A 14,155-nucleotide genomic window follows, 5' to 3' on the forward strand; every position below is an offset into this window, starting at 1 on the left:
ATGAACGATACATGAGCCTACCACTGTTATTTTTACGGCAAGCCTATAAATATATAAATTATTGATTTAAAGCGAAAAATAATGATTGTTTCTTCAAGTAAACATGGTGAGTGCAGAGCTGTAAGTGCTTACTACTATTTATGTTGTAAAGTTACACAGCGCTTCTGCTTAGCGCTACCTCTCCTTTATTTATTAATTTAATCGATTCATAAAATCAAAATGGTCTGTTTTTGTTCATTGTTCTGTTTGCGTACACTCGTGGTAGGAGGTAAACAATGATTGAGTTAATCAAGCAGTTTTTTTTGTTGGGTTGTATGTCCTTTGGGGGGCCTGCCGCCCATGTGGGTTATTTTGAGCGGGTTTTCGTCAAAAATGAGCGCTGGCTCAGTGAAGAGACATTTGCATCGGGCTTGGCAATGAGTCAGTTCTTACCTGGCCCGGGGAGTAGTCAGTTAGGCATGTATATTGGCTATCAGCGTGCAGGATACCTGGGGGCGTTCGGCGCGTTTGTGGCGTTTACTCTCCCTTCCTTTGCCTTATTGACGGCGGCGGCGGTATTAAACAGTAGTGGACAAGCGTCAGACTGGGTATCGACGATCATCAGTGCGGCAAAGTTACTGGCGGTGGTGGTCGTGATTGATGCCACGGTGTCGATGGGTAAAAAATTTATCGCCTCGTGGTCGAGTGCTGTTGTCGCGGTAATAACGATACTTTGGTTGTTACTGACGCCTTCAGGCGTGTTGTACCAAATTTTGCCTATTTTGATTGCTGGAATGGTTGGCGCGATAGGGTTTGCAAAACCGCAACAGAGCCACACTGCCGTATCTATTGCGTGGCGTCGTAGTGCCAGTATTATTGGCCTGTTTTTATTATTGCTAACGGTGCCTTGGTTGTTTAACCAGACACTTTGGGTACAAGTGTTTAATCTTTTCTATCAGGCAGGGAGCTTTGTGTTTGGTGGTGGCCATGTCGTGCTGCCTTTGCTCGAGCCTATAGTGGGTGACGTTGTCACAGACTCTGCGTTGATTGAAGGGTACGCGGCAGCACAGCTTGTGCCTGGCCCTATGTTTACGATGGCGAGCTACCTTGGCGCAAGTATTGATGGCTTGTCACCGCTTTGGGGCAGTATTATTGCCACTATCGCAATTTTCTTGCCTGGCGCATTGCTGATGTTTGGTGTTTTACCTATCTGGGAGGCGGTGAAGACACAGCCACGCCTAGCCGGCGCTATCAGCCTCATTAATGCCAGTGTCGTGGGGTTGCTCGCCGCCGCGCTGTATCAACCAGTGTGGGTGTCTGCTTATACACAACCGCTTGATTTGTTGCCGATAGCGCTAGGTTTGATTGCGCTCATCAGGTGGCGTGTTTCTGTGTTTTGGTTGCTCCTGTTGATGATGGTCTATCAGTTTACCATCGCCTAAAGCGACTCTATTTTATAGCCCAGCCATATCCTGGGCTATTTTTTCGTACTATAATGCACTATAACTTTAAATAGTTGAATGAAAAATACTAGTCACACCGATGATGTGACTAGGCTAGGTTTAATCTTTTAAAGGTAGTTAGTCTTGGAACTGCCAAGGCTGGCGAGTGCCTGTATCGGAGGCTGTTTGTGCCAACTCAATAGCATAGATAACTTTGCTTGCGGAGATGGGGCAAACAGGCGAGGGTTGATCATTGGTAATTGCCTGAGCTAGCCCGTCAAATAGGCGGTGGTATTGGCCATCTTCAAGCGTAAGCGGGTCAGGTGTGACGCTGTCACCTACTTCGAGCATCCCTTGATACGCTTGTTCACCAAAACCAGAGACAGTCACCATCAAGCCAGCGCGTAGTTGCTCTTCTTGAATATCCAGCCCTACGGTACTGAAGGTTGCCTTTTCACCATGAACAACAAAACGCTCTGTGGTGCCAGAACGATAGGGACTTGAGGAAAGAATTACCTCTTTGTCTGGGTAGTGCAGAGTCACCTGAAAGTAGTCGGTCGTTTCACTGCCTGGGCGGAGTGCGCGGCAACTAGCGGAAACCGCATTCGGCTCCCCTAATAAGTGCAGTGCTTGGTCAATTAAATGTGAACCCAAATCATACAAGATACCGGCGCCTTCACCCGGTAGCTCACGCCACCGTTGACGAACCTCTGGGCGGTAGCGATTAAAGCTAGAGTGCATGACTTTGATGTCGCCAAGCTCACCTGCGAGATGTAAGCCTTTTAGAGTGAGAAAATCCCCATCCCAACGTCGATTGTGGTAAGGACACAACACTAAGCCTTTTTGCTTGGCCAGCTCTGCTAGCTCGAGACCATCACGGCTATTGGTGACAAAAGGCTTTTCCACTAAGACATGACAACCGGCTTCTAATGCTTGTTTAACATGCTGGTAGTGAAGATGGTTGGGTGTGGTGATCACCACCAAATCCGGGGTTTGTTGGGTGAGTAAGGTGCTGAGATCATCAAAGCAGGCCGCTTTGGGTAACCGCTGTGCAACCTGCTCGGGTTTACTGGATACAACAGCTGAAATCGCAAACTCAGAGATTGCGCTCAGAAAAGGAACATGAAATGTATTGGCAGAAAAGCCAAAACCCACCAAAGCTGTTTTTATCATAAAGCTCACTCGCATTGACGACCTATTATCAGCACTTTATCGGACATCGACATGCCAATCAATCCAAGCGAGATGAGGAGTGATAACGCGTCGCTGTTTAATGTATCAAGACATACCATACGATGACATCAAGCGTGGTCTGTTAGGGCGTTGATTCGGGTGCGAGGTTTGGTCAACCCAAGACGAAAAAATGTCGCGAGCTGTGTAAGGCGTTATGTCTCATTGTGGACAAAATTAAACATTAGGTCCATGATGAGAGTGTGCAAACATGAAATGGTGAATGATATGACAGCAGCACAAGCACTAAAAGCGGCAGACAAGAAGAGAATGGCTCAGGTCGGCTTCAAGGCTGCTGTAAACATAATGGAAGGATGGGGATGCACCGGCGCAGACATGCAACGAATTCTTCGCATACCAAGGTCTACGTTCCAAAAGTACAAGGCTAACCCAGACACGATATCTATGGATGATGATCAGCTTGAGCGTTTAAGCTACATCGCAAACATCCACGGTAGTCTTCGAATTATCTTCGATAACCAAGAGAACGTTCAGGGATTCATGTCTATGGAGAACAAAAACGCTTACTTCGAAGGGCGGACTCCTTTATCTATTATGAGTAGCGGCAAATTTGCTGATCTCTACGAAGTGTTTTGTCGTGTTGACGCTTTACGTTCAGGTCAGTGGGGATAAAATGCTGAATGCTCGAGAACATCAAGCGGTAGGATATAGGCTCATTCCGTCTAAGTACCCGACGATTGACTTGTTTGATGATGTCCTTAATCCGGAAGACTTTGAGGTGATGTATCAACTGCAAGCATTGACGAATCCACGTATTCTCGATGAAGTGGGCGATGTTTCCCTGATTAAGCCGGAAGAAATCCCGTACCACTGTGAACGTGGTCGTAGCTATGCGGTAGCCGCCTTTACGCACATTAACCGTGATGGCTCACGCTTTGCTGATGGCAGCTTTGGAATGCTGTATATCGGCGACACCGAACAGACCGCTTTAAAGGAAGTCATGTATCACCAGCGCAAGTATTGGACTGATGTTAATGGGCTTCATTATGATCGCTTGGTGTTTAGGGCGCTTCGTTTCACATTTAATGACGATCAGGTGATTGATGTGTGCGATAAGCCAATGACAGATCCAATCTACGACCTTATTGATTACTCCGCGGCACAGGCGTTTGGTCGTCAGGTTCGGCAAGATGATACATTAACAGGGATCCGCTACAACTCAGTAAGAAATGAAAAAGGGAGCTGTTGGGCGATGTCTACGCCACAAGTGGTTAGCGACGTCATCCAATGCTTCCATGCAGAAATGATTTGGAACGGGAAAGACATTAGTCAGGTTGAGAAGATTTACGCAATGGACTGAGTGTTACGGCTGTATGTTAACAAACCAATCTTAAGTACGCATTATGTATGTTATGTTAAATAGTGTTTGGGCGTGCTGAAGTAGAACGAGGTTTGTTGTTTATAATATAGAGACCGCTGCTTATGCGCCATTACGACCACTGTCGCCCTACTTAGCGACGTGTATTCATGCTTGCCCATCATTCACCATAAACGATATTTACCATAAAATAGCTAATCACCACTTTCTTTAACCCACTCAGTTCAAATGCTCCGCTTGATCTGAGATGCTTCAAGCGCGCGGTGATGAGCCAGACGGAACGGCTTTACGGGTTATACCAAGCTATTTTGGCAAACACTGGGGCTTCACTTACCTTGGCGGGTGGCGCTAATAAGGTTATGGCGGCAGCCGTTCAAAGTCATCAATCACTTTAACCATGTTGGGTGGCGTATCACACCATCGCCAAAATACGATGTTTTTCATCTCTCGGGCGGCGCCATGTGCAAAACTGGGCACAATAATGGCGTTGACCTTTGCACTGATGAGCTGTTTCGATAAGTGCCAACTATCGGGGGTTTGGTTCTGGGTCACTTGGTCTAACCAGGCACAGCTGAGTGTTGAGGGCTTGATGCCACAGTTTAGCAGCACTGTTTCATCGGTCAGGTCGAGTACATTGTCACAGTCGACATCATATTGACATATTGTCAAAGGCTGCGCTTTAAAACGAAACCCCTGCTGAGCCTCGACCCATGCACCCGATTGAGACAATGAGGTATATAGCGCGGCAACGCCTTTGGGATTAAAGCGCCCACCATTGCGTCTTGCTCCTTCCCCACTGTTAGGCGCGTATGACCAGCGAGGGATATGGCCACGAAATACCGCACCTTCAAAGCGAAATAGGTATTCCTGTAGCTTTTCTTTACGCATAACCGCCTTCGCTCGTATGGTTAAGGTAGGCTCTCAGCGCGTCCATTCGATCGTGTTTAACCAGTTGCTCTGCGGTTAATCCGCCAAACTCTGGTAGCCCTTCGCTCCGATACCATGCGTAGGCATGAAATTCATTTCCCGTCCACGGAAGGATTCGGTTGATCACTTCTGTGCAGTTACGCAGTTGTTGCTGTGCCTTGATCGTTGAATATCGCTCTGCGCGGCTTAACGTGGAATAAGGCAATCCAGACAACGACGCAATTTCTTTCAAGTTGGTATGAAAGAACGCGGCCATTTTGCTTGGTTCAACGATACCTTCTGCGTTCATGACTGCATCTAAAATAGATCGGTTCATTGCGCTCACCATGTCAACAATACCTGACTTATATACATCCAATATGATTGTCGTTATAGTGATTGTCAAGGCGTTCGCTCACGGTGCCTGACGCTCCAATCACGGATCGTATCGGGCGTTAGGTATTGAAAAGTCATCTTATCAGCGAATTCCATCTGTTAACCTTTTTAGTCTGCAGAAGGTTTGCTAAAGTCTTGCTAGTTCTCAACTGATTCGTTACATAAGGATAATCATGAAAGCGCACATTTGGGCTTGTTTGCTCGTGGCGTTGGCATGCTTCAGTGCTAGTGCTGAAGATGAAAACGATGTCAAGCATATCAAAGCGGCGAAAGAGCCGACCTCGTATGCTGAGCAAAGTATTTACGATAAACCCCTGATGGAAAGGTACGTTTTGGATGAAATCCGAAACTTAAGAACCGATTTCCAGGCGCTAGAAAAGCGAATGGTGACCGAGATTACCGATCGTGAGCTGGACGTAGCGGATAAATCACTGAACTATGCCAATGTAACAGTGACCTACTTCTTTTATCTGATTGCCGGTGCAGCATCATTGATTGCGTTGGTGGGTTGGCAGTCTTTGCGCGATATAAAAACCAATACTAAAGAACTGGCGGATCAACAGTTATCTGAAATTGCAGAGCAATATGAACGCAAGTTCCAAGCTTTGGAACGCGACTTGAAGCGTAAAACGCGCATTATTGCTGAAAACAACAAAGAGATTGAACGCATTAACGAGATCCATAACTTATGGTTGCGTGCGCAACATTCGCAGACGCCAGAGCAGCGGATGGAAATTTATAATGAAATCCTCAAAATCCGTCCTGGTGACCTTGAAGCGCTCACCCATAAGGCGGATGCTGCGATGGAAATGGGCGAATACCATTGGGCGCTGAGTATCAGTAACCGCGTGCTCGAGGTGGATGAGCGTAATGCCAACGCCCTCTTCCAACGCGCATGTGCTTATACGAGGTTGGGGGCGGAAGATCAGGCTGTGTCTGACTTAGAGCTGGCGGTTGCAGAGAGTGCGTCACTGCGCGAAGCCGCTCGTGAAGAAGCAGACTTCGAATCTCTACACGGTAATGAGCGCTTCGATGCCTTGATTGACGCAGACGGTCATACCTAATAACTGCGCTGAACAAAAAAAAGGCAGCCCACGCTGCCTTTTTTGTTTCTATTATGATGTTTTTAGATCTTAGCCGCCCGCCAGCTTCACTATATGGCCTTTCTTTTCTAGGTGTGCCTTGAGGGCATCGCGTTTGTCCCCTTGGATCTCAATAACGCCATCTTTGACTGCGCCACCACAGCCACACACTTTTTTAAGCTCAGCGGCGAGCAGTTTCAGCGCGCCATCATCAAGATCCAACCCTGTTACCAAGCTGACGCCTTTACCTTTGCGCCCTTTGGTTTGTCGCTGAATACGAACGATGCCATCACCTTTTGGGCGGCTTGGCTTTTCTGGCTCGGCTTTAATTCTGCCAGTTTCTGTCGAGTAAACTAAATGATTATTATCAGACATAATTCTGTATCGTTGAAGCGTTTGGGCACACTATATCAAAGCTGAATCCACATAGCAGCCAGTGACAGGGAGAGCCACTCAGTGGCTTTCCTTCTTAAGCGCGGAGTTGCTCTGCATTTTTGTCAATAAAGTGTTTGAGTGCGGGCAGCGAGCCTTTCATTAAGTTACCGCGTACAATCATGTACCAGCCCTTTTCATCTTTTTCTGGGTCGTCGTTCATGATACGAAAACCTTTATATTCTTCTACCTGCTTTTTTGACGATACGTCATTCTCTTCATCGTCAAAATCAGCGGGCTCCACGAATGTGTTTGTGTCAGCCCACCACTCGATTGACTTTTTTACATTCTGCAAACTGCCAGAGATCGATTTACCTGCGACTCTAGCCCGGTAAACCTCCGTGGTCTCATTACCACCTTCTGTCTTTTCAATCGTATAACCACGATGAAAAAGGCGTCGAGTCATGGTTATCTCCTTTCGCGAACAATAATCCGATACACATACATGGCGTACGAGCATCTTTCATTTTTAGACTATTATCACGCGTTGTTCTAGAAATTTCACCCGCACAAGGGGCTGTTAGACTAAGGAGTAGGCGAATTGAGATATATTTCAAACATTTTTCACTAAAATCTGATACATTGGAGTTATTAATAACAAGTTATAGTGCGTTATGAAAAGACTATTGCCTTTAGACCCAAGTGATATTGAAGAAAGTCAAGCTCGCTTTAATACAGGCACATTGAGCATTGAAGAATGGTCTTCTGTCACGCAAAACGTCTATAGTCAAAACTCGCTGTTGAGTTATCGTAATGATTGGCGCGTTTTCGTTGCCTTCTGCCAAGAACAGAATGTGACGCCACTTCCTTGTGCTGTCACCACGCTGCGCCGTTTTGCTGAAATAACAGCCAATCGGCGTAAGATTTCAGCCGTGCGTAGGATGGTTATTACCGTCGGCTTGGTGCACAAGCTTCACCAATTTAAAGATCCCAGTAAGCACCGGGAAGTAAAGTACGCAATGGCGCGCCTACTCCACGCGAAGTTACCAGAAAGCCGAGAGGCCACTCCCTTTCAATCTCATCATCTAGCGGCGTTAAACCAACAGCTTGCCCGTTCAAAGCGCTTAAAAGACATACGTGATCGTTTAGTTTGGTCGCTCTCATACGAAGGATTATTAAAGCGCAGCGAGCTAGCCGCCCTGTCGGTAGATGACCTGATCACGGTCGAGGCGCAAGCATTCATTATGGTGAGAGACCAGCGCGTCCCACTGTCTGAATCCGTCGCTAGGTTATTGATGGACTGGTTAGACAAAACAGGTATCCGCCAAGGCCCCCTACTTCGGCGAATCAACAAGCATGGTCAGTTGGGAGAAGCGCCGCTTGACCCATCATCGATTTATCGTGTCTTTCGACGAGCTAGTGCGCTGTTGGATGAGTCCGTCACCTTTTCCGGCCAGTCACCCAGAGTGGGGGCAAGTCGGTCGCTCGCGAAAAAAGGCATGACGATAAAGCAAATTCAACATATGGGACGTTGGAAAAGCCCCGCCATGCCGGCGCAATATGTCGGTAATACGGAGGCCAGCGAACAAGCCAAATCGCGTTACCGACGAAAAAAACTTACCGATTAATCAATTAACCCGTCGACCCGTGGCCGTGCTAATACAGGATGCCAAGTATTCATGGAATGCTAAGCCATGGTGCTCCATCAGTTTGGGGAACATAGAAATAGGCGTCATGCCAGGAAACGTATTAATTTCATTGACTAAGATTTCGTTGTCTTCGGTTAAGAAGAAATCGATACGCGACATGTCTTTTAAACGCAGTTGCTTGAATGCCTGATGGGCGTAGGCACGGATTGCTGCCACTTGTGCTTCAGTCAGGTTTTCAGCCTCTATATAGGTATTACTGTGGCTCCCTTCGCTGTACTTTTCTTCGTAGGTGTAAAAGCTCCCTTCGGGACACCGGATTTCACCGGGGCGTGTCACGATAATTTCATCGCCCACTTGAAACGCTGCCACCTCTAATTCACGCGGCTTGATCGCTTTTTCGATCAATACCTGATCCGAGAAGGTGAATGCATCGGCAATCCGGGCTTGTAGCTGCGCGGCATCTGTTACGTGGTAACACCCTACACTCGACCCTTGGCTGGCCGCTTTCACAAACACCGCCTGATGGTCCGCTAGAAACGCGGAGGCACGTGCTTGGCTCTGCTCGCCTTGGTCGGTGATAAACACATAGGGGGTGTTGGGGATACCAAGTGCATCAAACCATAGCTTTGACGTTATTTTATTAAAACAGATCTGGCTACCTTCCGCGTCACATCCTAAGTATGGCAGGCCAGTGATCGTCAGTAATGACTGAATATCGCCGGTTTCGCCTGGGAAGCCATGAAGGCAAGGCACAACATAGTGAATTTGCGTGAGTTCCACTTTACTGCACAGGTTGCCATCAGTATCAAGATGACAGCGCATACCGTCATCCAGGTGCCACCCGTCTTGGGTCATTTCAACTTTATGCACCTTAACGCGGGGTAACTTAGCTAATTGTGATTCAATATATCGGGCAGATACGAGGGAAATATCATGTTCTGCCCCGCCGCCACCGCATAACAAAAGCAGGTTGAGTTTGGTCATTTTCTTCTCTCATCACGCGTCTAGACGCGCTGTTCGGACACTAACGCCATAGTAGACAAATGCGGATTCGCTTGCATCTCTCAGAGGCGTTTTTATTCGTTCATTAGAGCCCATTTGCTGGAGGTTTGTTCAATCTGTGCCGCTAGCGCGTCACCGGCAATACAGGGATAAACGCCACGCAACAAAAAAGCTGGCATTCGCCAGCTTTTCAATCACGCCAACCCGCGAATTAATTCACACGGATCATCTCAGGTGTTGAAGAGCGTTTTATTTTACTGATATCGCGTACAAAAGGACCATATTCCTGAATGGTTTGTGGCAGTGCCTTAATCGCTCGTTTCGCGGCATCACGGCTTGGATATTCACCGTATAACAAGGTGTACCATGGCAAACCATCTACCATTTTTTTGTTGCTCCACAATGGCTGGTCGCTCGGAAGCCGTTTGGCATAATCACTGAACCCTCTATCATGGCTAAGGGCAACGACTTGGATGGTATACCCAGCGCTTTGCGTCGCGGATTTCACCGCTTGCTTTTTCGGTGCTGGCTTCGGCTCAGGCTTGGCCGTGTTCATCATCGGCTCGGCGTCTGCCGTTTGCGCGGTATCTTCCGTTTGCACAGTATCGCGCTTGTCGGTTGATTCAATTGTCTGACTGTAAATTTCAGTGGTAACGCCACCGCCACTGCATCCGGTCAGCAGCATGACGATAGCCAGTAAGGCCAATTTTTTCATTGTGATTCTGTCAGTTATCCAAGTTTGTTTCATTGTGCCCCCGACCTAGGAGCCATTCAACCAAAAGTTATCCTCTTGCAAGAGGTTTCCGGCTACAGCTCACAGATAGTCACGTTAAACGTCGCTTTTAGTCTATCTCACTGTTCATTTTCTGCCATGCCGAGATCACATTGCGCTAAAAAAAACCGTTGAATTCAAGCGCAAACCGATAAACTGGCCAATAAACACGCTTGCACCTCTGAGCACCACAAGCAAGCACACGTCAACCAACGGAGGGCACCATGGCCGGTATTGATCAACTCCTCAAGCCAAAGTCCATCGCTGTAGTGGGCGCGTCTGATCACAGTGGTCGTGCTGGCTATGTCGTCACGCGCAATTTGCAGTCCGGCGGCTTCCAAGGCCCTATCATGCCCGTGACGCCCAAGTACCAAGCGGTTGCCGGTATATTAGCCTACAAAACCGTGGCAGATCTTCCCTTGGTGCCTGATTTAGCCATCCTCTGTACGCGTGGCGAAATCACCCCTCCTCTTATTGCGCAGCTTGGCGAGCGGGGGGTAAAGCTGGTGATTGTGCTGGCAGCGGGCATGCGGGGACAATTAAATGCAGAAGCGATCAGTCAATACGACGCCATGCAACAGATCGCGGCAAAATATACCATGCGAGTCCTCGGCCCTAATAGCCTTGGCATGATCTTACCTTGGCTCAATCTCAATGCGTCATTTGCGCCGGTCCCTGCCAATAAGGGCAATATTGCCTTTGTCTCTCAATCTGCAGCGGTATGCACCACTATCTTAGATTGGGCACGCAACAAACGTATTGGCTTTTCCACTTTTATCTCACTCGGTGAAGCCAGCGATATCGATTTTCCAGAGTTACTCGATTTTCTTTGTCGTGACAGCAAAACCGACGCCATTTTGCTGTATGTCGACTCAATACGCGACGCGCGCCAATTTATATCAGCCGCCCGCGCCGCTGCCCGTAATCGGCGGATCCTGGTACTTAAAAGCGGCCGCACACGAGGTGGCTCGGTGGCGCTCGAGCAGCTCAGTCATACCAACATTGGTTTAGATGCCGCCTACGATGCGGCAATTCGCCGCTCAGGTATGCTGCGCGTTAACAATACGCACGAGCTGTTTGCGGCGGTGGAAACCCTTGCTCACTCGGTGCCACTCCGTGGTGAACGCCTTGCAATTATTACCAATGGGGGCGGGCCGGCGGTGATGGCCGTCGATACGCTCATGGATGCTGGCGGCAAGTTAGCGACGCTGAGCGAACAAACGCTCGACGCCTTGCATCAGGTCCTTCCCAAAAGCTGGTCGCAAACCAACCCCATTGACATAGTGGGGGACGCCGATACGCAACGGTATCAAGCGGTGATTGACATTGTGTTAAACAGTGACGATGCCGATGCCGTGCTTATCATGCATTCTCCCTCGGTCACCGCGCCGGGCTTGAGCACCGCCAAGGCCATTATCCATTCACTCAAAGAAAACCCTCGCGCGCGCCGATTTAATATTCTGACCAACTGGCAAGGCGAAGGCGATGATGCCACGGTAGCGCGTCTCGCTTTTACCCATGCCGGTTTTCCGACCTATCGTACGCCCGAAAGCGCCGTCACCGCCTACATGCATCTCGTGGAGTATCGGCGCAACCAAAAGCAATTAATGGAAACGCCCACCTCGACGGGGAATATGGACTACGACTTGCCCGCCGCTCGCGCGTTTATCGATCAAGCAGAAGATATTGAGCACCTGACCTTAACCACCCACGAAGTCCGCCCCTTACTCGAAGCCTATGGCATGCAAGTAATAGCAACCTGGTTAGCTAATGATTCGGTCGAAGCCGCGCAAATTGCTGAACAGGTTGGCTACCCGGTCGCGGTAAAACTGCGCTCACAAGATATCCGACACAAATCGGATGTACAGGGCGTCATGCTCAATCTACGCACTGGCGCTGAAGTCGCGAATGCCGCCCAAGCCATTGTGGATCGTGTCACGGTTACCTTTCCAGACGCGCGTATTGAAGGCCTGTTAGTCCAATCCATGGCTCATCGCGCTGGCGCGCAAGAATTGCGGGTGACCATCAGCAATGATCCCGTGTTCGGCACTATCATTCTGCTGGGTGAAGGGGGCTCGGACTGGGATGTGACCAAGGATGCTGCGGTTGCGATCCCACCATTAAACATGGCATTGGCACGTTACCTGGTCATTGGCGCGATAAAGAGCGGCAAAATCAAACAACGTGGTTTTCCGATTTCTATTGATATTCCCCGCTTATGCCGTTTTTTAGTGACCCTGTCACAGATGATCATTGATTGCCCAGAGATTGATGAACTCGATATTCACCCTTTATTGGTGTCTGGCAATGAGCTGACTATTCTCGATGCCTCTCTACGGTTACGTGATTACGCAGGCAGTCAACAAAAGCGGTTAGCGATACGCCCCTATCCGAAAGAGCTTGAGCAGTCTATCCAGCTCAAAAATGGGCAGACCATTCTGCTTCGTCCTATTCTTCCCGAGGATGAACCGACGCATAAAGCCTTCGTAGAAAAAGTCTCTGAAGAAGATTTGTATCGTCGCTTTTTTTCCGACGTCGGCGAACTCAACCATGAAGCGCTGGCAAACCTGACCCAAATTGATTATGACCGTGAAATGGCACTCGTGGCTACTTACCATCTTGCGTCTGGCGAAGAAGAGATTTGGGGGGTAGCACGCTTGCTGGCAGATCCACAAAACACCGACGCTGAGTTTGCCGTGCTCGTGCGTTCCGATCTGAAAGGGATAGGTTTAGGTCGCGTGCTTATGCAAGCCATCATCGATTACGGTCGCCAAGCGGGATTATCGCGGATCACCGGGATGACGATGCCCAATAACCGAGGGATGATAACCTTGGCACAAAAATGTGGTTTTAGTATTGATGTGCAAATGGAAGATGGCATTGTCGATATGCAGCTGTCTTTGCACCCGCATCCGCCAGTTAACGACTAAAAACGTCTAAACGGACTTGGGCTGCATGCATCGGCCGGACGAGCGCGGCTAAAAACGAGCAAGCGAAACGCTGTTTTACCTACTTGTGACCAATGGGAATATCCCCTGCTTGCAGGTAGGGCGCTAAGAGCTTGGGAAGCTGGCGTACTAACCATGATTTAGCATTACCCATCCGATTACGTTTCCAGGCCACCCCAAGCGTTAGCTCGAATGGCTCTCCGCCTTTCAAGCGTTTTAAACGGCCCGCATTGAGATCATCTTGTATCCAAAACCAAGGCAGCGTCCCGATCCCTTGTCCGTTTAAGATCGCCGCGTATTTATCGTGCATTGAACTGACGGTGAGCCGCGGCTGGTCTTCTAACACATTGAAAGTTTTAGGTTGCATACCACGCGCAGTATCCGCCACCGCCACCCCGCGATATTTGGCACGCACATCAGGCTCAACGGGACGCGCCTCTTTGTGAATGGGATGGTCGGGCGCGGCTACCCAATAGGCGCTCATCTCGCCCAAAGGCTGCACCTTTATGCCCTGCGGCACCGTGTCGGGAATGGGTGCCACCAACACATCAGCGCGGTCTTGGGCCAGCGCTTCCCAGCATCCTGCCAAGATTTGCTCGGTCAACTTAAGGCGCGTATTGCTTTTCTTCGCCAAGCGCTCGATCAGAGGAAAGAAGAAGTGGCTTTTAAACAGCCCATCATAGGCCAAGCAAATCTCCAACTCCCATCCGTGTGCCAAGGAGGCCGCATCGGCGACCATCTCATCGGCGGCATTCAATAACATCCGCCCACGTTCAACCAATAAATACCCCGCATCGGTAAATGTGGCGCGATGTCCGGAGCGATCAAAAATCACCAAACCCAGCTCGTCTTCTAGTTTTTGAACCTGGTAGCTTAACGATGACGGCGCGCGATTCAATGATTCAGCGGCGGCAGCAAAACTGCCTTTTCTCTCAATGGCATCCAGCACTTGTAGGGCTTCAAACGATAGCATGACTGTCTCTTGATGATCGCCCAATCGGGCTGCGTTGTTAACTCTAAACACTATATCAGGGTTTC

At 49.0% G+C, this 14,155-nt stretch carries 14 protein-coding genes; 6 read left to right on the forward strand and 8 right to left on the reverse strand.

Annotated elements, in window-relative coordinates:
• The first annotated feature begins 275 nt into the window (after positions 1 to 275).
• Complete coding sequence (gene chrA, locus FCN78_RS13415) at positions 276 to 1,421, forward strand: chromate efflux transporter (RefSeq protein ID WP_077659228.1); 1,146 nt, start codon at positions 276 to 278, stop codon at positions 1,419 to 1,421.
• 138 nt (positions 1,422 to 1,559) lie between these two features.
• On the opposite strand, the gene FCN78_RS13420 is transcribed toward chrA, so the two are convergent.
• Positions 1,560 to 2,594, reverse strand: a complete 1,035-nt coding sequence (locus tag FCN78_RS13420) for a Gfo/Idh/MocA family oxidoreductase (protein WP_077486996.1) — start codon at positions 2,592 to 2,594, stop codon at positions 1,560 to 1,562.
• A 285-nt stretch (positions 2,595 to 2,879) separates the two neighbouring features.
• Between FCN78_RS13420 and FCN78_RS13425 the strand changes: the two genes are divergently transcribed.
• The gene (locus FCN78_RS13425) at positions 2,880 to 3,284 is read left to right on the forward strand and encodes an MbcA/ParS/Xre antitoxin family protein (RefSeq protein WP_077659229.1); all 405 of its coding nucleotides are present in this window, start codon (positions 2,880 to 2,882) and stop codon (positions 3,282 to 3,284) included.
• 1 nt (position 3,285) lies between these two features.
• The gene (locus tag FCN78_RS13430; protein WP_077659230.1) at positions 3,286 to 3,972 is read left to right on the forward strand and encodes an RES family NAD+ phosphorylase; all 687 of its coding nucleotides are present in this window, start codon (positions 3,286 to 3,288) and stop codon (positions 3,970 to 3,972) included.
• 375 nt (positions 3,973 to 4,347) lie between these two features.
• On the opposite strand, the gene FCN78_RS13435 is transcribed toward FCN78_RS13430, so the two are convergent.
• Together FCN78_RS13435 and FCN78_RS13440 are read right to left on the reverse strand one after the other, a co-directional pair.
• Entirely contained in the window at positions 4,348 to 4,878 is a 531-nt protein-coding gene (locus tag FCN78_RS13435; protein WP_077659231.1) for an RES family NAD+ phosphorylase, read from the reverse strand.
• Positions 4,871 to 5,233, reverse strand: coding sequence for a hypothetical protein (locus FCN78_RS13440; protein ID WP_077659232.1), 363 nt, complete (start codon positions 5,231 to 5,233; stop codon positions 4,871 to 4,873). The genes FCN78_RS13435 and FCN78_RS13440 overlap by 8 nt, the downstream gene beginning before the upstream one ends.
• 232 nt (positions 5,234 to 5,465) lie before the next feature.
• Between FCN78_RS13440 and FCN78_RS13445 the strand changes: the two genes are divergently transcribed.
• Positions 5,466 to 6,356, forward strand: a complete 891-nt coding sequence (locus tag FCN78_RS13445; RefSeq protein WP_077608647.1) for a TPR end-of-group domain-containing protein — start codon at positions 5,466 to 5,468, stop codon at positions 6,354 to 6,356.
• Between the two features lie 69 nt (positions 6,357 to 6,425).
• Here the strand turns inward: FCN78_RS13445 and yciH are convergent, their stop codons facing one another.
• Together yciH and FCN78_RS13455 are read right to left on the reverse strand one after the other, a co-directional pair.
• Positions 6,426 to 6,749 (reverse strand): stress response translation initiation inhibitor YciH, encoded by a 324-nt coding sequence (gene yciH, locus FCN78_RS13450; RefSeq protein ID WP_069362988.1) that lies wholly within the window; start codon positions 6,747 to 6,749, stop codon positions 6,426 to 6,428.
• A gap of 94 nt (positions 6,750 to 6,843) precedes the next feature.
• The gene (locus FCN78_RS13455; protein ID WP_077523177.1) at positions 6,844 to 7,212 is read right to left on the reverse strand and encodes a DUF3319 domain-containing protein; all 369 of its coding nucleotides are present in this window, start codon (positions 7,210 to 7,212) and stop codon (positions 6,844 to 6,846) included.
• A 208-nt stretch (positions 7,213 to 7,420) separates the two neighbouring features.
• Here FCN78_RS13455 and FCN78_RS13460 point away from each other — a divergent pair, with 208 nt between their 5' ends.
• A complete protein-coding gene (locus tag FCN78_RS13460) occupies positions 7,421 to 8,374 on the forward strand; it encodes a tyrosine-type recombinase/integrase (protein ID WP_077486393.1) in 954 nt (317 codons plus the stop codon).
• Here FCN78_RS13460 and FCN78_RS13465 read toward each other — a convergent pair whose 3' ends face one another.
• A complete protein-coding gene (locus FCN78_RS13465) occupies positions 8,375 to 9,379 on the reverse strand; it encodes a D-alanine--D-alanine ligase (RefSeq protein ID WP_069362991.1) in 1,005 nt (334 codons plus the stop codon).
• A 229-nt stretch (positions 9,380 to 9,608) separates the two neighbouring features.
• Positions 9,609 to 10,112 carry an SPOR domain-containing protein gene (locus FCN78_RS13470; RefSeq protein WP_201258659.1) on the reverse strand — a complete coding sequence of 168 codons (504 nt, stop codon included), beginning with the start codon at positions 10,110 to 10,112 and terminating at the stop codon, positions 9,609 to 9,611.
• Positions 10,113 to 10,393: 281 nt separating this feature from the next.
• Here FCN78_RS13470 and FCN78_RS13475 point away from each other — a divergent pair, with 281 nt between their 5' ends.
• Positions 10,394 to 13,099 (forward strand): bifunctional acetate--CoA ligase family protein/GNAT family N-acetyltransferase, encoded by a 2,706-nt coding sequence (locus FCN78_RS13475; RefSeq protein ID WP_077659233.1) that lies wholly within the window; start codon positions 10,394 to 10,396, stop codon positions 13,097 to 13,099.
• 79 nt (positions 13,100 to 13,178) lie between these two features.
• Here the strand turns inward: FCN78_RS13475 and FCN78_RS13480 are convergent, their stop codons facing one another.
• Positions 13,179 to 14,090: a LysR family transcriptional regulator gene (locus tag FCN78_RS13480; RefSeq protein ID WP_069362994.1), complete on the reverse strand. Its 912-nt coding sequence runs from the start codon at positions 14,088 to 14,090 to the stop codon at positions 13,179 to 13,181.
• Positions 14,091 to 14,155: the final 65 nt, after the last annotated feature.

The organism is Salinivibrio kushneri (assembly GCF_005280275.1).
Classification (GTDB): Bacteria; Pseudomonadota; Gammaproteobacteria; order Enterobacterales; family Vibrionaceae; genus Salinivibrio; species Salinivibrio kushneri.